15 protein-coding genes are annotated in these 17,443 nt (G+C 71.1%); 5 read left to right on the plus strand and 10 right to left on the minus strand.

The window, feature by feature from the left end:
* Positions 1–25: 25 nt before the first annotated feature.
* Positions 26–1,285, minus strand: a complete 1,260-nt coding sequence (locus IE226_RS30650) for an MFS transporter (protein WP_190084659.1) — start codon at positions 1,283–1,285, stop codon at positions 26–28.
* A gap of 117 nt (positions 1,286–1,402) precedes the next feature.
* Here IE226_RS30650 and IE226_RS30655 point away from each other — a divergent pair, with 117 nt between their 5' ends.
* On the plus strand, positions 1,403–1,855 hold the full coding sequence (locus tag IE226_RS30655; protein WP_190084660.1) for a winged helix-turn-helix transcriptional regulator: 453 nt from the start codon (positions 1,403–1,405) through the stop codon (positions 1,853–1,855).
* 16 nt (positions 1,856–1,871) lie between these two features.
* On the opposite strand, the gene IE226_RS30660 is transcribed toward IE226_RS30655, so the two are convergent.
* Complete coding sequence (locus IE226_RS30660) at positions 1,872–3,053, minus strand: MFS transporter (RefSeq protein WP_190084661.1); 1,182 nt, start codon at positions 3,051–3,053, stop codon at positions 1,872–1,874.
* 54 nt (positions 3,054–3,107) lie between these two features.
* Between IE226_RS30660 and IE226_RS30665 the strand changes: the two genes are divergently transcribed.
* Positions 3,108–3,851, plus strand: a complete 744-nt coding sequence (locus tag IE226_RS30665) for an AraC family transcriptional regulator (protein ID WP_190084662.1) — start codon at positions 3,108–3,110, stop codon at positions 3,849–3,851.
* A 27-nt stretch (positions 3,852–3,878) separates the two neighbouring features.
* Here the strand turns inward: IE226_RS30665 and IE226_RS30670 are convergent, their stop codons facing one another.
* The 5 genes from IE226_RS30670 to IE226_RS30690 are packed head-to-tail and all read right to left on the minus strand — an operon-like array spanning position 3,879 to position 9,617.
* Positions 3,879–4,958, minus strand: coding sequence for an ABC transporter ATP-binding protein (locus IE226_RS30670; protein WP_190084663.1), 1,080 nt, complete (start codon positions 4,956–4,958; stop codon positions 3,879–3,881).
* Positions 4,951–5,964, minus strand: a complete 1,014-nt coding sequence (locus IE226_RS30675) for an ABC transporter ATP-binding protein (RefSeq protein WP_190084664.1) — start codon at positions 5,962–5,964, stop codon at positions 4,951–4,953. Before IE226_RS30675 ends, IE226_RS30670 begins: the two co-directional genes overlap by 8 nt.
* Positions 5,961–7,133, minus strand: a complete 1,173-nt coding sequence (locus IE226_RS30680) for an ABC transporter permease (protein ID WP_229871639.1) — start codon at positions 7,131–7,133, stop codon at positions 5,961–5,963. The genes IE226_RS30675 and IE226_RS30680 overlap by 4 nt, the downstream gene beginning before the upstream one ends.
* A 14-nt stretch (positions 7,134–7,147) precedes the next feature.
* Entirely contained in the window at positions 7,148–8,077 is a 930-nt protein-coding gene (locus IE226_RS30685) for an ABC transporter permease (RefSeq protein WP_190084665.1), read from the minus strand.
* 1 nt (position 8,078) lies between these two features.
* Positions 8,079–9,617, minus strand: a complete 1,539-nt coding sequence (locus tag IE226_RS30690; RefSeq protein ID WP_190084666.1) for an ABC transporter substrate-binding protein — start codon at positions 9,615–9,617, stop codon at positions 8,079–8,081.
* A 406-nt stretch (positions 9,618–10,023) separates the two neighbouring features.
* Between IE226_RS30690 and IE226_RS30695 the strand changes: the two genes are divergently transcribed.
* The 3 genes from IE226_RS30695 to IE226_RS30705 all read left to right on the plus strand — a co-directional run bounded on the left by IE226_RS30695 (position 10,024) and on the right by IE226_RS30705 (position 13,327).
* The gene (locus tag IE226_RS30695) at positions 10,024–10,989 is read left to right on the plus strand and encodes a 2-hydroxyacid dehydrogenase (RefSeq protein WP_229871640.1); all 966 of its coding nucleotides are present in this window, start codon (positions 10,024–10,026) and stop codon (positions 10,987–10,989) included.
* 69 nt (positions 10,990–11,058) lie between these two features.
* A complete protein-coding gene (locus IE226_RS30700) occupies positions 11,059–12,333 on the plus strand; it encodes a glucarate dehydratase family protein (protein WP_190084667.1) in 1,275 nt (424 codons plus the stop codon).
* Between the two features lie 16 nt (positions 12,334–12,349).
* Positions 12,350–13,327: a 2-hydroxyacid dehydrogenase gene (locus IE226_RS30705; RefSeq protein WP_229871643.1), complete on the plus strand. Its 978-nt coding sequence runs from the start codon at positions 12,350–12,352 to the stop codon at positions 13,325–13,327.
* Between the two features lie 17 nt (positions 13,328–13,344).
* On the opposite strand, the gene IE226_RS30710 is transcribed toward IE226_RS30705, so the two are convergent.
* The 3 genes from IE226_RS30710 to IE226_RS30720 are packed head-to-tail and all read right to left on the minus strand — an operon-like array spanning position 13,345 to position 17,416.
* Entirely contained in the window at positions 13,345–14,529 is a 1,185-nt protein-coding gene (locus tag IE226_RS30710) for a polyprenyl synthetase family protein (protein WP_190084669.1), read from the minus strand.
* Positions 14,526–15,920: a cytochrome P450 gene (locus tag IE226_RS30715; protein WP_229871644.1), complete on the minus strand. Its 1,395-nt coding sequence runs from the start codon at positions 15,918–15,920 to the stop codon at positions 14,526–14,528. The genes IE226_RS30710 and IE226_RS30715 overlap by 4 nt, the downstream gene beginning before the upstream one ends.
* Positions 15,921–15,922: 2 nt before the next feature.
* Complete coding sequence (locus tag IE226_RS30720) at positions 15,923–17,416, minus strand: cytochrome P450 (protein ID WP_190084671.1); 1,494 nt, start codon at positions 17,414–17,416, stop codon at positions 15,923–15,925.
* Positions 17,417–17,443: the final 27 nt, after the last annotated feature.

Consider the following 17,443-nt stretch of genomic DNA (forward strand, 5'->3'; position numbering starts at 1 on the left):
GTTCGTTACCCGATCGCTGAATCCGTTACGCATTCCGGCAAAGCGAACCCTTTCCGTAATAAGCGTCGACGCCTGAATAGTTATGACCGGAGAACACCCACAGCAATAGCCCCGTGCAGCTGAATACGGCACCCAGTGCGCACACGGCGCCCCAGCCCGCCAGCTCATAGAGGGTGGTCGCGGCGATGGCGCCGGTGGCACTGCCGATCGAGTAGAAGACCATGTATCCGCCGATCAACCGGCTGCCCGCGTCCGGGTGAAGCTCGTAGATCAAGGTCTGGTTGGTGACATGGACCGCCTGCACGGCGAGGTCAAGGAGGATCACCCCGGCGGCCAGGGCCCAGAGCGAGCTGCGGGTGAAGGCCAATGGCAGCCATGAGGCTACGAGCAGCGCCAACGCGATGCCGGTGGTCCGCCGCGAGAGTCCGCGATCGTTCAGACGGCCCGCCACGGTGGCGGCCATGGCTCCGACGACGCCGATGAGGCCCAGCGCCCCGATCGCGCTGTGGGAGAGGGAGTACGGGGCCTCGCTGAGCGGCAGCGCGACGCTGCTCCACAGGGTGCTGAAAGCGGCGAAGATCAGTAGCCCGGTCAACGCGCGGTGGCGCAGCAGGCGTTCGCGCGCGAACAGGGTGATCGTGGAGCGCAGGAGCTGTCCGTAGTTCAGGGTGGCCGACGAAGTGCCACTGGGACGCGGGAGTACGCGGTACAGGACCAAGGCGAGCAGCGCGGTGAGCGACGCCGATGCGAGGTAGACGGAGCGCCAGCCCGCGAGGTCGGCCATGAGGCCGGACGCGGTGCGGGCGAGCAGGATGCCGATGACCACGCCGCTGGTCACCAGACCGACGACGCGTCCGCGTTCGGCGGGCCGGGCCAGTGACGCCGCGAAGGCCACCAATGTCTGCGTGACGACGGCGAGAAGTCCCGTCGCGGCCATGCCCGCGAGCAGCATCACCGCCGTGTGCGCAGTGGCTACCACGGCCAACGTCACCACCAGTAGCAGCAGTTGGGCCACGATGAGCCGCCTGCGGTCGGCCACGTCGCCGAGCGGTACGAGGAAGAAGAGGCCGAGGCCGTAACCGACCTGCGTGAGGGTGACCACGCTGCCGACGAGTGCCGGGCTCATGCCGAGGTCGTGCCCCATGGTCACCAGGAGCGGTTGGGAGAAGTAGACGTTGGCGACCGCGGCCCCGCAGGCGAGGGCGAAGAGCGCGAGGACGCCGCGGGTCAGGACGAACGGGCCACCCTCCCCGCTGCCGCCGCAGTCTCCGCTGTTCCCGGGCATCAGCACCCGTCCCCACCCCTCCCCGATCTGGTTTCATCTTGCTACCAACAAGCGAGGGTGACGCTAGCCCGCTTGGTAGCATGTTGCAACCAACGTGAGAGCGAAGGGCCCGGACCCATGGTGACCAGAACGCGCTTCGACGACAGCGAATGTCCCGTCGCCCGCTCGGTGGACGCGATCGGCGACTGGTGGTCCCTGCTGATCGTGCGGGACGCCTTCGACGGAAGCCGCCGCTTCGGGGAGTTCCAGCGCAGCCTGGGCGTGGCGAAGAACATCCTCACCGCGCGACTGCGCAGCCTCGTCGCCGGCGGCGTCCTCGAATCCGTTCCCGCGTCGGACGGCAGCGCCTACCGCGAGTACGTGCTGACCCCGAAGGGCGAGGCGCTCTTCCCCGTCATCGTGGCACTGCGTCAGTGGGGCGAGCAGAACTTCTTCGCGCCCGGCGAGCCGCACTCACAGCTGGTCGACCGCCGGCATGGCCGGCAGCTGCGCACACTCGAAGTGCTGTCCGCGGACGGCCGACGGCTGGACCCCGAGGACACCGCCGTGCACAAGGTCGCCGACGAGTGATCCGGGCCGCCGCCGGTCAGCGCTGATCGGGCCGGGCGGGTACGGGCGGTTCGGGCGGGACCGGTACGGCCGGTTCGGGCAGGGTGCGGAACAGCAGCCAGCTCAGTACGGGCATCAGGACCAGGGGCGCCAGCGCGGTCCGCAGGGATGTCGCGTCGGCGATGCTCCCGATCAAGGGGCTCGCCAGGCCGCCGATGCTGACGGTCAGACCGAGCGTGATCCCGCTGGCGGTGCCGATGCGGGAGGGCAAGTAGTCCTGTCCGAGCGTCACTTGGAGTGAGAACGGGACGTACAGACCGGCCGAGGTCAGCGCCACGAACAGATACATCGCGGGGCCGGGCACGAAGACCACGCCCGCGACCGATCCGGCCGCGATCAGATACGCCCGGCGCGCGACGGTGACCCGGTCCCACCGGTGCGCGAGCGTGCCGCCGAGCACGGAACCCACCGCGCCGCCCAGGTAAAGCACGAAGAGCGCCGCGGTCCCCGCCGCCGTACCGCCGCCCATGCGCTCCGTCGCGAACAGCGAGAGGAAGGTACTCAGGCCGACGAAGACGATCGACCGGCACACCACGGCCAGCGACAGTTTCACGAACGACGCCCGGTCATCCGCGCCGACCGCCACTTCGGTACGGGCCCCGGCGGCCTTCTGCCGCTCCAGCGCGCGCAGTACGGGCAGGCACAACACGGCCCCGACGAGCGCCGGAAGCACCAGCAACGGTGTGAGGCGCAGGCCCCCCGCGGCCACGACGGCGGTGACCACGAGCGGGGCCGCCGCGAAGCCGAGGTTGCCGCCGAGCGAGAACCACCCCATGCCGCTGTGGCTGCCCCGACTCGCAAGCCGGGCGACCCGCGCCGACTCGGGGTGATAGGCGGCCACGCCGAGCCCGGACACCGCAACGAACACCAGGGTCAGCGCGTACGAACCGCTCAGCCCGCTCAACGCGATGCCCAGACCGCCGAGCAGCGTGCTGACCGGGAGCAACCACGGCATCGCCCAGCGGTCGGTCAGGACGCCGAAGACCGGTTGGGCGACCGACGACAACAGGGAGGCGGCGAGCACGATGCCCGAGACGGCGGCGTAACTGTAGGCGCGCTCGGCGACGAAGAACGGCACCAGGGACGCGACGGCGCCCTGGTACAGGTCGACGCAGGCGTGCCCGGCGGACAACAGGGTGATGGACGTATTCCTTCGCACCCCGTCATGGTCGGCGCCGGTGAGGGTGTCGCACTTCCGATAATCTGCCGACCAATGACGATGGTCCGCCACCTTCCGGTCGCCCCGACGCGCACCCAGTTACTGGCACCCGGCGCCGCGATCGACACCCACCGCCACGACGACCACCAGATCGTCTACGCCGGCCGCGGCGTCGTCGCCGTCACCACCAGCGCCGGCTCCTGGGTCGCCCCAGGCACCCGCGCCCTCTGGATCCCGGCCGGCACCGTGCACGCCCATCAGGCCCACGGCCGACTCCGACTGCATCTGGTGGGCCTGCCGGCGACGGAGAACCCGCTCGCCCTTCAGTCACCGACCGTATTGGCCGTGGGCCCGCTGCTACGCGAACTGATCGTCGCCTACACCCACCCGACCGCGGGCGAGAGCCCCGAACGGGCGCGCCTGCGCGCGGTGTTGCTCGACCAGCTCCGGGCCTCGCCCCGGCAGCCGCTGCACCTGCCCACCCCGAAGTCACCCCTGCTGCGAACGCTGTGCGACATCCTGCGCGCCGACCCGGCGGACAGCCGCACCCTCGCCGAACTGGGCCGCGAGGTGGGTGCGAGCGACCGCACCCTGTCCCGGCTGTTCCGCGGCGACCTCGGCATGACTTTCCCGCAGTGGCGCACGCAGTTACGCCTCCACCACGCTCTGATCCTGCTGGCCGACGACACCCCCGTCACCGCGGTGGCGCACCTGTGCGGCTGGTCATCGGCCAGCGCGTTCATCGACACCTTCCGCCGCACGCTCGGGCATACGCCGGGCACGTACGCCAAGGGCTGAGCGCCACACTCACGCACGCCAGGCAGCTCACATCCCCGCGGACTCGCCCGCCACCCCCAGCGGAAAGTGGCACAGCGCCGTGTGGGTGCCGGACGCGGCCGTCGTTCCGCGGGTGGCCAGGGGCGGGGGCTCGGTGGTGCAGAGGTTCTCGGCGTGCGGGCAGCGGGTGCGGAAGCGGCAGCCCGACGGGATGTCGAAGGGGGAAGGGATTTCGCCCTGGAGCTGGATCTCCCGGTCGGCGGTGGTGCGGGAGGCGTCAAGGACCGGGGCCGCCGACATCAGCGCCGAGGTGTAGGGGTGCTGGGGGCGGTCGAAGACCTCCTCGGTGTCCCCGTGCTCGATGACCTTGCCGAGGTACATCACCGTCACCCGGTCGGCGATGTAGCGCACCACGGACAGGTCGTGGGAGATGAAGACGTACGCGACACCGAGGCGTTCGCGGAGTTCCGACAGGACGTTGAGGACCTGCGCCTGTACGGACAGGTCGAGTGCCGAGACGGGTTCGTCGCACACGATGAGGTCGGGGTCCAGGGCCAGCGCGCGGGCGATGCCGATGCGCTGGCGCTGTCCGCCGGAGAACTCGCCCGGGTAGCGGTGGGCGTCGCTGTCCCGGAGTCCGACCAGGGCGAGGAGTTCACGGACGCGTTTCTCCCTGGCCTTCGGGGTCGGTACGACGTCCCGGTGGGTGCGCCAGGGTTCGCCGATCAACTCGGCCGCCGACATGCGCGCGTTGAGCGAGGCGAAGGGGTCCTGGAAGACCATCTGGACGCGGCGGCGCCAGGCGAGGAGTTCCTTGCCGCGCAGGGCGAACGGGTCGGTGCCGTCGAACCGTACGGTGCCCGCGTCGGGCCGTTCGAGGCCGAGCAGCACCCGGGCCAGGGTGGACTTGCCGCAGCCCGACTCGCCGACGAGCCCGAGGGTCTCCCCGCGGCCGAGTCGTATGTCGACGCCGTCCAGGGCGGTCAGCCTGCGGCGGCCGCTGCCGAAACTCTTGGTGACGCCGCTGACTTCGAGCAGCGGGCGGGCTGCGGCCTCCGCAGTTGCGGCGGAGGCCGCGGAGGCAGCGGAGGCCTCAGAGGCTGCAGATGCAGCTCGAATGTCAGGCATGGGTCAGCTCCTCCGCGAAGTGGCAGGCGGTCGTGCGGCCTTCGCCCGCCGGGCGCAGTACCGGCCGTTCCCGGACGCAGCGTTCGCGTACCAGCGGGCAGCGGTCCTGGAAGGCGCATCCGGGCGGCACCGCGCTCAGTTCGGGCGGGCTGCCGGGTACGGCGGGCAGCGGGCGTCCTCGTACGGCGTGTTCGGGAACCGAGTCGAGCAGGCCCTGGGTGTAGGGGTGGCGGGGAGCGGAGAAGACGTCCCGCACCGGGCCCTTCTCCACGACCGTGCCCGCGTACATGATGACCACGTCGTCCGCGCGCTGGGCGACCACGGCCAGGTCGTGGGTGATCAGGACGAGAGCCATGTCGCGTTCGTTCTGGATGTCCCGCAGCAGCCGCATGATCTGCGCCTGCACGGTCACGTCGAGCGCGGTGGTGGGCTCGTCGGCGATCAGCACGTCGGGGTCGAGGGCGACGGCCATGGCGATCAGGAGGCGCTGGCGCATGCCGCCGGAGAACTGGTGGGGGTAGGAGCGGGCCCGTTCCCGCGGTTCGGGGATGCCCACGCGCGTCATCAGCTCGATCGCCTTCTCCCTGGCCTCGCGCCTGGAGAGGCCGCGGTGGATGCGGAACGCCTCGCCTATCTGCCGGCCCACCGGCTGCACCGGATTGAGTGCGGTCAGGGCGTCCTGGAAGACGATCGACAGGACGGGTCCGGCCAGTTTGCGGCGTTCGGCCGGGCTCAGCCGCAGCGTGTCGCTGCCCCTGACCCGGACCGCGCCGCCGGTGACCCGCGCCGCGGGGTCGAGGAGCCCCACGACCGACAGGGCGGTCATGGACTTGCCGCAGCCCGACTCGCCGAGCAGAGCCAGGGTCCGGCCGCGGCGGACGCTGAAGCTGACGCCGTCCACGGCACGCACCGTGCCCAGGGGTGTGCTCAGGTCGACGCAGAGCCCCTCGACGTCGAGGGCGGGGTCGTCGGTGCCGGTCGGTGCGGGGGCGGCGGTACGCGTCACGGGATCAACTCCGGGGGAACGGCCGCTGAGGCGCCGCGGCGTTTTGTCGGCAGCGTCAGACGCCAGCGCTGTGCGGGGTCGGTGGCGATGCGGGCCCAGGCGGCGAGGACCGTGGCGGAGACCGTCGTGAGCACGATGGCCAGCCCCGGAAGCACGGTGATCCACCAGGCGGTCTGGAGGTACTGCCGCCCCTGGGCGACCATCAGGCCCCAGCTGACCTCCGGGGGTTGGATGCCGATGCCGAGGAAGCTCAGCGAGGACTCGGTGAGCATGACGAAGCAGAAGTCGAGGGTGGCGACCGTGAGCAGCGTCGGCAGCGCGATCGGCAGGATGTGCCAGTAGATGATCTTCCTGCTCGGTGTGCCGAAGGTACGGGCCGCGTCCACGAACAGGCGGCTGCGCAGTTCGGCGGCCTCCGCGCGCGCTGTGCGCAGATATACGGGGATACGGGTGACGGCGAGGATCAGCACGATGTTCAGCGCGCTGGGCGAGAAGACGTAGAGCACGACGACCGCGATCAGCAGCGAGGGGAAGCTGAGGATCACGTCGGCGACGCGCATGGCCAGGCTCTCGCGCCGGCCACCGTGGTAGCCGGCCCACAGCCCGAGGGCGGAGCCGACGGCCAGCGAGCAGAGCACGGCGGGGACGGCCACGGAGAGGGTCGTCGCGGCGGCCTCCACAAGGCGGGCAAGGACGCTGCGCCCCAGGACGTCGGTACCGAGGAGCCCGTACACCCCCTCGCTCAGGGACGGCGGTCGCAGGGAGGCGTCCAGGTCCTGACGCTGGGCGCGGTCTCCGATGACCAGCGGACCGAAGAGCGCCACGAGGGCGACAAGGCCGAGGATGACGGCCCCGACCGCCGCGGCACGGTCCCGGCCCAACATCCGCCACCAGCGCGATGTCCGGGCATCGCGGGGATTCGGGGCGGCTTCGGTCCCAGGGGCGAGGGCGGGGTCAGCGGCTCCCGCCCCGGAGGCGCGGTCAGCGGCCTCGGTCCTGGAGGCGCGGGCAGCCGCCTCGGTCTCGGAGGCGCGGGCAGCGGCTCCCGCCCCGGAAGCGGGGGCAGCAGCCTCGGTCCCGGAGCCGGGGGCAGCCGCCTCGGCCCCGGCGACGGTGGCAGCAGCCTCAGCCCCGGAGCCGAGGCCTGCGGAGTGCTCTTCTCCGGGCATGGTGATCCCTTCGCTCACGCCGGCACCGCCTGACGTACGCGGGGGTCGGTCAGCGCGTGACAGACGTCGACGAGGATGTTCAGCGCGAAGATCGTCACCGCGGTCAGCAGCACCGCCGCCTGGAGCACCGCGAAGTCGCGCTGGAGAATGGAGTCGATCATGAGTTTGCCGATGCCGGGCCAGCCGAAGATCGTCTCGACGATCACCGCGCCGTTGACCAGGCCCACCGTCAGGTCGCCCGCCACGGTCAGCACGGGCGTCACCGCGTTGCGCAGGGCGTGGCCGAAGATCACCCGCCGGGGCGCGGCGCCCTTGCTCCGGGCGATCTTCACGTACGGCGCCGACAGCGCGGTGACCATGCTGCCCCGCACCACCTGGACCAGGACACCGAACGGGCGGATCAGCAGGGTGGCGACGGGCAGGATCCAGATCTCGGGTCCGCCCAGGGTCCCGGAGGTCGGCAGGAGCCCGAGGCCCACGCCGAAGACGAGGACGCCCATGATGGCGAACCAGAAGTCGGGGATGCTCGCGGCCGTCATGGACAGCAGGCTGGCGACGCGGTCGACGAGGGAGTTGGGGCGGTAGGCGGCCAGGCTGCCGACGAGCACCGCCCCGGTGACGGCGAGCAGCATGGTCACACCGGCGAGTTGCAGGGTGACGGGAAACGCGTCGAGCACCATCCCGCCCGCCGATTCCCCGGTCCGCAGCGAGGTGCCGAAGTCCAGGTGCGCGGCGTCGACGAGGTAGTTCCACAGCTGGGCAGGTATCGACAGATCGAAGCCCTGGTCGGCGGAGAACTCCGCGCGCTGCTCGGGGGTGGCGCTCAGCGGGAGGTAGAGGTCGACCGGGTTGCCGGTCAGCCGGGCCAGGAAGAACACGCCGAGGACCACGAACACCAGGGGGATGGCGCTGGACACGATGCGTTTGCGCAGGAAGGGGAACATGTCAGCGCCTCGCCGCCGTTGCCTGGCCGACCTCGGACAGACGCAGTTCGTCGCCGGTGGCGGAGTTCGGCTCGTACCGTATCGACCGTGACAGGCCGAGCAGTCCGTTCATGTGGGCGATGTGGGTGTACTGCACGACGGTCCTGTTCTGACGGGCGAGCAGATCGGCGAAGGCCTTCTGACGCTTGTCGCCGGACAGCGCGCCGGCCTCGGCGACGCGCCGGTCGAGGTCCTTGCTGCCGAAGGTGGACTGCGGTCCTTCGCTGAGCAGGTACTGGCTGGTGGTGAAGGCCGTGTCGCCAGCCTGGTTGCCGTGCATCATGAGCAGGGCGATGGGTCCGACGTTCTCGGGCAACGGCCGCAGCTGGTACTGGAGATGGGTGGCGGTGTCGGCCATCCGGACCTTCACGTTCAGGCCGATGCGCTGCATTTGGTACTGCAGGGCTTCCGCGGTCTCCGACACTCCGGAGAACATGCCGTTACGGGCGACCAGGGTGATCGTGCGGCCGGTGGGGACGCCGTCGGCCTTCGCCTCCCGCACCAGGGCCCTGGCCCCCGTCACGTCCTGCCGGGTCGGTTTGATGCGCTCGTTGTGTCCCACCACTCCGGGCGGCACCAACTGGGCGGCCGGTTCGGCGAGTCCGCCGAGCAGGGCGTCGATGATGCCGTCGCGGTCCACGGCCATGTCGATCGCCCGGCGCACCCGCCGGTCGTCGAGCGGCGCCTCGCGGCCGTCGAGCCGTAGCGCGGTCGTCTCGTTGTTGGGGTAGGCGACGGTCGTGTCCTTCTCGGCCTCCATCGGGTCGAGCGCCACAGCGATCTCCGCCTCGCCCTTGTCGATCATGGCGGCCCGGACACTGGCGTCGCTGCGCCAGACATAGCGGGCCCGGGGGAAGTCGGGGGCCTTGCCCCAGTAGTCGTCGTAACGGTTGAGGGAGATCGCGGCTCCGGGCTGCCAGTCGCGGACCGCGTACGGCCCCGTGCCGATCGGGATGCGCACCTTGGCCTTGGTGTCGGTCGTGCGCGGCACGATCTCCACGAAGCTCAGGCGCAGCGGCAGGATGGGGTCGGGCTCGGCGGTGGTGACGGTGAGGCGGTTGTCCCCGCTCGTCTTCACCTTGAGGTCGTCGTCGCCGAAGACATAGCCCTCGACGTTGCACGCGAGGTCGGAGTTGACGGCCCGTTCGATGGAGAAGGCGGCGTCCTCGGCGGTGAACGGCTCACCGTTCTGGAAGGTCACTCCGCCGCGTGTGTCGAAGGTCCAAGTCCGGGGCGTGGTCTGCTTCCAGCCGGTCGCGAGCAGGGGGTCCAGGTCGCCGGATACGGGGTCGCGTTCGACGAGGGGTTCGGTGATGTTGGACCGGACGACGACGCCGGTGCTGGTGAGGGAGGCTTCGCAGGGTTCCAGCGTCGGCGGTTCCTGGGTGAGCACCACCCGCAGGGTGCGGCCGTCGGTGCTACCGGCGTCACCGCCCGCGCTGTTGGCCACGGCGCAGCCGCCGGACAACAGCGCGGTACCCGCGAGGAGCAGCGCGGTCATCGCGCGGGGCAACCGCCTTCGTCCGGGCGGGAGGGAAGAAACGGGGGACTTCATCGTCGGCGTATCTCCGGGGGAAGTGCTGTCGACTGGCGATCCGAGCGGGGCCAACCTCCTGAAGCTTCAGCTGGATCCGGACCTGGATGCGGGGCGGGGCCCCGGGCTGCGGCTTACTCGAACTGTTTACACTTGCGTCCACAGTCCGCATCCGTGAACGCGAAGCTAAACCGGCGCCGCAGCAGCGTCAAGGCATGCGGCGGGGCGGATCTTGTGCCCGCGCCGCCGATACGACGGTCCAGCGAGCCTCTTCCCGACGAGCAGACCCCTTCCGAGCAGGCCCTTTCCGAGCAGACCCCTTCCGAGCAGACCCCTTCCGAGCAGGCCCCTTCACGACGACGGGAGCACCACCTTGTCCAGCCCCATCACCGCCCCGCCCGCCTCCGGCACCGTGCTCCAGGTTTCCCCGCTCCTCCCCGACCTGGAAAAAGCACTGGCCGAGCGCTACCGCACCGTCCGTCTCCACGAGTCGGCCGACCCCGCCGCCGCTCTGCGCGAGCACGCCGATGACGTGGTGGCCGCGGTGACCAGCGCGCGGTTCGGCGTCGCCAACTCCCTGATGGACGCGCTGCCGCGGCTGCGGGCGATCGTCCACTTCGGCGTGGGCTACGAGACGACCGACGTGACGCACGCCAGGGCACGCGGCATCGACGTCAGCAACACCCCCGACGTGCTCACCGATTGCGTGGCCGACCTCGCCGTCGGCGCCTTGATCGACGTCATGCGCGCGTTGTCGGCCGGTGACCGGTACGTACGCGACGGAAAGTGGACCTCGGCCCCCTTCCCGCTGGCCACGCGCGTGAGCGGCAAGCGGATCGGCATCCTGGGCCTCGGCCGCATCGGCCGGGCCGTCGCCCGGCGGTTCGAAGGCTTCGGCACGAGCATCGCGTACTGCTCACGCACCCCGGTCGCCGATGTGCCCTACCGTCATGTGCCCACCGCGCACGAGCTCGCCGCCGAATGCGACGCGCTCGTCGTCACGGTCGCGGGCGGCGCGGCCACCAGGGGGCTGGTCTCCGCGGAGGTCCTTGAGGCGCTGGGCCCGCGCGGTTACCTGGTCAACGTCGCACGCGGCAGCGTCGTCGACGAACCGGCCCTGGTCGCCGCGGTGTCGGAGGAACGCATCGCCGGCGCGGCCCTCGATGTCTTCGCGGACGAGCCGAACGTGCCGCGGGAGCTCCTTGAATCGGACCGGGTGGTCCTGCTCCCCCACATCGCCAGCGCCACGCACGAGACGCGCCGGGCGATGGGCGATCTGGTGCTGGAGAACCTCCACCGGTTCATGACGGAGGGCACTCTGCTCACTCCCGTGCCATAGCCCGGCCATTGACAGCCCGCCAACCGCTGTCTACAAATGAGAACGCCTACTACATATGAGGATGGCTCCATGGCAGGGAACGCCGCCCGCATCGCCGACGTCACCGTGACTCCCGTGGCCTTCCGGGACTACCCGCTCCTCAACACGGTCGGAGTGCACGAGCCCTACGCACTGCGCACGATCGTGGAGATCACCACGGAGAGCGGCCTCACCGGCGTCGGCGAGACCTACGGCGGCTCGGTCCACCTGGAGCGGTTGCGCCGCGCCGCCGGTGAACTGACCGGCCTGGACGTGTGGAGCCTCAACGACCTGACCGCACGCATCAGACGCGCTCTCGGCGAGGACACATCGGGCGGCGACGGCATGTCCGGCATGGTGACCGGCAGCAGCACCGTGGACCGGGTCATGTCGCCGTTCGACGTCGCCTGCCTCGACGTCCAGGGCAAGCTGCTCGGCAAGCCGGTCAGCGACCTCCTCGGCGGAGCCGTCCGCCCCTCGGTCCCCTACAGCGCCTACCTGTTCTACAAGTGGGCCGGACACCCCGGCCAGGAGGACGACGACTGGGGCGCGGCTCTCGACCCGGCCGGCCTCGTCGACCAGGCCCGCCGCATGATCGACACGTACGGCTTCTCCTCCGTCAAGCTCAAGGGCGGCGTCTTCCCGCCGGACGAGGAGATCGCGGCCGTACGCGCCCTGCGGAAGGCCTTCCCGGATCTGCCCCTGCGCCTGGACCCCAACGCCGCCTGGAGCACGGAGACTTCGCTCTACGTGGCCCGTGAACTGGAAGGCGTCCTGCAATATCTGGAGGACCCGACCGAGGGCATCCAGGGCATGGCCTCCGTGGCCGGCCGGACACCGACACCGCTGGCGACGAACATGTGCGTCGTCTCCTTCGACGACCTCGCCCCTGCCGTGGCCGAGAAGGCCGTGAGCATCGTCCTGTCCGACCACCACTTCTGGGGCGGACTGCGGCGCGGCGTCCAACTCGCCGCGATATGCGACACGTTCGGCCTCGGCATGTCGATGCACTCCAACTCGCATCTGGGCATCAGCCTGGCCGCGATGACCCACCTCGCCGCGGCCACCCCCCGCCTCACCTACGCGTGTGACACGCACTGGCCGTGGAAGCGGCCGGAAGAGGACGTCGTCGACACCGGGGTACTGCGGTTCAGCGAGGGCCGCGTCACCGTACCGACGGCTCCCGGTCTGGGAGTGGAACTGGACCGCGACGCACTCGCCCGGCTCCACCGGCAGTACCTCGACTGCGGACTGCGCGACCGTGACGACACCGGCTACATGCGCCGCTTCGACCCCTCGTTCGAGACCAAGACACCCCGGTGGTGACCCGCCCGTGCACATCATGCTCAACCACCGCATCCTGAGCCGGTTCCACGAACCGCTCAAGGGTCGTACCGAAGGCCGGCACACCTGGCTCGACGCCTGCGACTGGCCCGCCGCCCGCGTCTCCGAGCAGATCCCCGGCGTCGAGGTCTACGTCGGTTCGCGGCTGAGCGCCGAGGACGCCCGGCGTGCCGAACGCCTGCGGCTCGTGCACGTCGTCGGCGCCGGCTACGACGGCATCCCGCTGGACGCGCTCGGCCCCGAGGTGAGCGTCGCCATCACCCACCACCACGGCCGCTCCATCGCGGAACATGTGCTCATGTCCGTGATGATGCTCTCCCGCGATGTCCTGGGCGCCGACCGCGCCCTGCGCTCGGGTCAGTGGCGCAACGTGGCAGTGGACCCGCACCTGCCCTTCGGGACGACGCTGCGGGGCCGCCGGGTGGGGATCATCGGGTTCGGCGAGACCGGCACCGAGGTCGCCCGCCTTTGCCAGGCAGTCGGCCTGCGGGTACGTGCCGTGCGGCGCGACCCTTCCGCCGCTGTCCCGGACGACCTGCAAACCGACTGGATCGGCGGCAACGACCGACTCCCCGACCTGCTGGCCGAGTCCGACGTCGTCGTGGTCACCGTCCCCCTGAGCCCCGCCACGCACGGCCTCATCGGCCCCGCCGAACTGGCCGCCATGGGGGCGGAAGCCATCCTGGTCAACGTGGCCCGCGGACCGGTCGTACAGGAGGAAGCACTGTACGAGGCACTCAGCTCGGGCACCATCAGGGGCGCCGCGCTCGACGTGTGGTGGTCAGGACCGCCGCAGGCCCCGAGCCGACTCCCGTTCCACCGCCTGCCCAACGTACTGATGACCCCGCACCACTCGGGCCACACGACCGACACCTTCGCCGCCCGCGCGACGGAGATCGCCGAGAACATCAACCGCCTGGAGCAGGGCCGCCCGCTCACCAACGTGGTGCGCGCGGGCGCGGCGAGAGCGGCCTGATCCCTGCGCCCTGCCGCTCACTCCCCCACCGGGATGGGTACGGGGCTTCCGGCGGACCCGCTGACCATGTTGCTGTCCCCGGTCGGGTCCAGGACGGCGTCGGCGAGGTTCGCGAGCAGTTCCGCGCCGTGACAGCCGAGGCCGTCGGCGTCGGCGGCCCCGGCCAGTACGGCGACGCACTGATCGCGTTGGGCGCGGATCGCCCGCCGGGTGGCGTCGGTCGCGCCTGACGCGCGGATCCGGTCCGCTGCTTCCCGGGCGAGGCCGGCGCGGGCGGCGGACTCGTGCTCGTGGGCGAGCGCGCGCAGCAGCGTGGCGAGTCCGGGGTCGCGGCCGAGCGCCCAGAGGGTGGGATAGGTGTAGACGCCGTTGGTGATGTCGTGTCCGATCGGCTTGCCCACTGCGTCCGGCTCCGCGGTGATGTCGAGCAGGTCGTCGCGGAGTTGGTAGCCGAGGCCGAGGAAGCGACCATAGCTGCCGAGCGCGGCCGTGGCTCCGGCTCCGTGGCCGGCGGCGAGCGCGCCAAGGCGGCAGGCCGCCTCGAAGAGTGACGCGGTCTTGCCTTCGATCGCGGAGTAGTAGGACCCCATCCGCCGGGCGGTGTCCAGCACCGTGGACCACTCTTCGGCCTGGCCCTCGCACAGCCGGACGAGAGTGCGCCCGATGATGCCGCCGGCCGCGCCGTGCAGGGTGGCGGCGGCGGTGAGGGCGTGACCGATGATGCAGTCACCTGCGAGCAGGGCCAGGGTGTTCCCGCCGCGGGCGCTGATCGTGGCGACACCGTGCCGGGTCGCGGCCTGGTCCATGAGGTCGTCGTGGACCAGGCTGGCCAGATGGAGCAGTTCCACGGCGGTGGCCGCCTGGACGACGCGCTCGGACAGTCGGGGCGGTGGGGCGCCCGCCGTACGGGACGCGGCGATGACCAGCAGCGGCCGCAGCCGTTTGCCGCCGGTGAGGACGTCGGTCAGGGCAGGCGGGGTGACCAGAGGGCTGGCGTCCAGGGCTGTCCCGATCGCCCGTAGTGTGCCGGACAGGTCGGCGCGTACGACGGCCTGTCCGAGATGGCGGGCCACGGTCCTCCCGGCGGCTGTCCGCAGGAGCCGTTCGACCTGGTCGTCGGCGGCGGTTGGCGCGGAGAGGGGCATGGCGGTCGTCGTCGGGGGCCGGGCCGGCGCTGACATCGTGGCCGTGGTGGGCGTCATGAGGCTGCCGTCCCGGTTCGGCCGGGGAGGCTCCGCACCGTGTTCGGGCGGCGCGACTGGACGGTCATCAGCACGCGATCGGCGCCGAGGGAGGCCCGGGCCACCGGACGGGGTGTTGTGCCCGAGACCGGCCGCAGGCGGAATCGCGCGGCCACGGCCGCGGTCACGCCGACGAGTTCGGTGAGGGCCACCTCGTCGCCGATGCACTTGCGGTTGCCTGCCCCGAAGGGGAGCATCGCAAGCCGGGCGGCGGCCGTGGGGGCGCGCCAGCGGTCGGGGTCGAAGCGCCGCGGCTCGGGAAAGACCCGCGGGTCGTGTTGAGTCTGGTAGGGGCTGAAGAGCACGGTGCTCCCCTTCTTCACCGGGTGGCCGGCGAGTCGTGTGTCCCGGGTCGTGGTCCGGGTCAGCAGCCAGGCGGGCGGGTAGAGGCGCAGAGCTTCCCGGACGACGCGGTGGGTGTGTTCAAGGCGCGGCAGGTCGTCCGGTGTCAGTACGGTCGCGGGCCGGCAGCCGAGCACGTGGTCGGCCTCGGCCCGTACGGCGCGTTCCGCGTCGGGGTGCGCGGCGAGCAGGCTGAAGATCCAGGTCAGCGCGTCGCCGGGCGGCTCGGTCGCGCCGATCAGCAGCGTCATCACCTGGTCGTGGATCTCCTCCTCGGTCAGGCCGGCGCCGTGCTCGTCGCGGCCGTGGACGAGGATCGACAGGAGGTCGTGGTGGTCCTGACCGCTGCGCCGGTAGGCACGGACCGTGTCGCCGATGACGCGATGCATGGTGGCGCGGGCACGCTCGAAACGACGGTTGGCCGGCAGCGGAAGCCGGTGCGTCCAGTCGACGGGAAGGACCATCCGTTGGTAGACGCCGCGCATGATGACAGGCATGGCGGCGACGACTTCGCCGATGGCCCGGTCGTCGAGCCGGGCGCCGAACATGGTGCGGGCGGCGACGCGCAGGGTGAGGGTGTGCATGGCGTGGCCGAGATCGAGGACCTGTCCGGTGCGCCAGGTGGCGAGCGTGGCGTCGACCTGCCGGGCCATCAGCTGCTGATAGCCGGGCAGGCGGGCGGTGTGGAAGGCGGGCTGCAGCAGCAGCCGCTGTCGGCGGTGGGTGGTGAAGTCCGAGCTGACGAGGCCGTCACCGACCAGCAGCCGGGCCTTCTCGAAGAGCGGGCCGCCCTTGTCGAAGGTCCGCGCGTCGTGGAGGACCTCCAGCACGTCCGCCGTGCCACAGGCGAGGTAGGCCCGGTAGGGCCCCAGACGGAGCGTCACCAACCCGTGTTTGTAAGCGAGTTCACGTATGAAGGGCAGCGGACGGAACCAGAGCTGCCCGGCGTGGCCGAGCAGCGGCAGCGCGTGCGGGGCCTCGACGGGCCGGGCGGCGATGGCGGCGGGCATGTTCACGACTGGTCCCCGCGGTAGGGGCAGCTGCCGGTGGACGGGTCCGGTCGCGTCGCCGCTGCTTCGCGAGGGCTGTCGGTCACGTCCACCGCGGTGTCTTCCGTCGCGGGCTGCCGTCGGGTGAGGCGCATGGGCAGGGGCCCCGGGCCCAGCGTCGCCTCGGGCAGGTGTTTGCGCCTAGTCCCCGCGACCGGCCGCATCGACCAGGCTCCCAGGATCGTGGCGATCAGCAGGGTCGCCTCCGTGAGCGCGAACTTGTCGCCGATGCACTTTCGGTTGCCCATGATGAAGGGCTGCATGGCGGCCCGTGTGACGTCGTCGACGCGTTCGGGCAGCCAGCGGTCGGGGTCGAAGTTCTCCGGCCGCGCGAACAGGTCGGGGTTGTGGTGCAGCAGGTAGGGGCTGAGCAGGATGATCCTGCCCTCGGGCAGCCGGTGGCCTCCCAGTTCCGCGTCGCGGGTGGTCACCCGTGTCAGCAGCCAGACCGGGGGACGCAAGCGCAATGTCTCGTACAGGACCCGGTAGAGGTACTCCAGCCGCGGGACGTCCTCGAACCGCGCGGGCCGTCCGGCCAGGACCCGGTCGAGTTCCTGCCGCACGCGCCGCCGCACCTGCGGGTGCCCGTCGATCAGGTGGAGGGCGGAGCAGATCGCGTTGGCGGTGGTCTCCATACCGCCCGCGAGCAGGGTCGTCACCTGCTTGTGGATTTCCTCCTCCGACAGGCCTTGCCCGGTCTCCTCGTCCACCGTGCTGATCAGGATCGACATCAGGTCGCCGTGGTCGATCCCCTCGCTGCGGTACTGGGTGATGGCCTGGTCCACGACCACGCGCATCCGCTCGTGTGCGAGCGCGAACTCGCGGTTCTCGCGTGTGGGCAGCTTCTCCAGCAGCGCCGTCGGGGCGACCATCCGCTTGTAGACGCCGCGGTTGATCAGCGGCATGCACTCCTGCACCTCGGCGGTGGCCCTGGTGCTGAGCGGGTTGGTGAACATGGTCCGTGCGGCGATGCGCAGCGTGACGGCGTGCATCTGGTCGCGGACATCGAGCTCCTGACCGTCCCTCCAGCCCTGGAGCAGTTCGGCGATCTCCTGCTCCATCACGGCCGCGTAACCGGGCATCCGGGACTGGTGGAAGCCGGGCTGCATCATCCGGCGCTGGCGGCGGTGCGGCTCGAAGGTCGCGGAGAACAGTCCGCTGCCGACCAGTTCCTCTGCCTTGTCGAACAGGGGGCCGCCCTTGTCGTAGGTACGCGCTTCCAGCAGGACCTGCCGGATCAGGCCGGGGTCGCACACCATCACAGCCGGACGCCGGCCGAGCCTGACCTCGACGAGATCCCCGTGCCGTGACAGGCCGGTCAGGAAGTCCAGCGGACGCCGGGCCAGCGGCAGCGCGTGCCCGAGCAGCGGGAGAGCGCAGGGCGCGACGGCGTAGCGCGCCTTGCGCGGCGGCCGGGCAGGCGGCGGGGCCTCGGCGGTCGGCGCGGTCGTGGCCATGACGGTCTCCTTCTGGCTCGATGCGGC

The organism is Streptomyces longisporoflavus (assembly GCF_014649775.1).
Lineage (GTDB): Bacteria > Actinomycetota > Actinomycetes > Streptomycetales > Streptomycetaceae > Streptomyces > Streptomyces longisporoflavus.

Bases quoted from the DNA above. Each gene is read 5' to 3' on its own strand.
- IE226_RS30650 (WP_190084659.1), bottom strand. From the start codon at position 1,285: ATGCCCGGGAACAGCGGAGACTGCGGCGGCAGCGGGGAGGGTGGCCCG.
- IE226_RS30655 (WP_190084660.1), top strand. From the start codon at position 1,403: ATGGTGACCAGAACGCGCTTCGACGACAGCGAATGTCCCGTCGCCCGC.
- IE226_RS30665 (WP_190084662.1), top strand. From the start codon at position 3,108: ATGACGATGGTCCGCCACCTTCCGGTCGCCCCGACGCGCACCCAGTTA.
- IE226_RS30670 (WP_190084663.1), bottom strand. From the start codon at position 4,958: ATGCCTGACATTCGAGCTGCATCTGCAGCCTCTGAGGCCTCCGCTGCC.
- IE226_RS30680 (WP_229871639.1), bottom strand. From the start codon at position 7,133: ATGCCCGGAGAAGAGCACTCCGCAGGCCTCGGCTCCGGGGCTGAGGCT.
- IE226_RS30685 (WP_190084665.1), bottom strand. From the start codon at position 8,077: ATGTTCCCCTTCCTGCGCAAACGCATCGTGTCCAGCGCCATCCCCCTG.
- IE226_RS30690 (WP_190084666.1), bottom strand. From the start codon at position 9,617: ATGACCGCGCTGCTCCTCGCGGGTACCGCGCTGTTGTCCGGCGGCTGC.
- IE226_RS30700 (WP_190084667.1), top strand. From the start codon at position 11,059: ATGGCAGGGAACGCCGCCCGCATCGCCGACGTCACCGTGACTCCCGTG.
- IE226_RS30705 (WP_229871643.1), top strand. From the start codon at position 12,350: ATGCTCAACCACCGCATCCTGAGCCGGTTCCACGAACCGCTCAAGGGT.
- IE226_RS30710 (WP_190084669.1), bottom strand. From the start codon at position 14,529: ATGACGCCCACCACGGCCACGATGTCAGCGCCGGCCCGGCCCCCGACG.
- IE226_RS30715 (WP_229871644.1), bottom strand. From the start codon at position 15,920: ATGCCCGCCGCCATCGCCGCCCGGCCCGTCGAGGCCCCGCACGCGCTG.
- IE226_RS30720 (WP_190084671.1), bottom strand. From the start codon at position 17,416: ATGGCCACGACCGCGCCGACCGCCGAGGCCCCGCCGCCTGCCCGGCCG.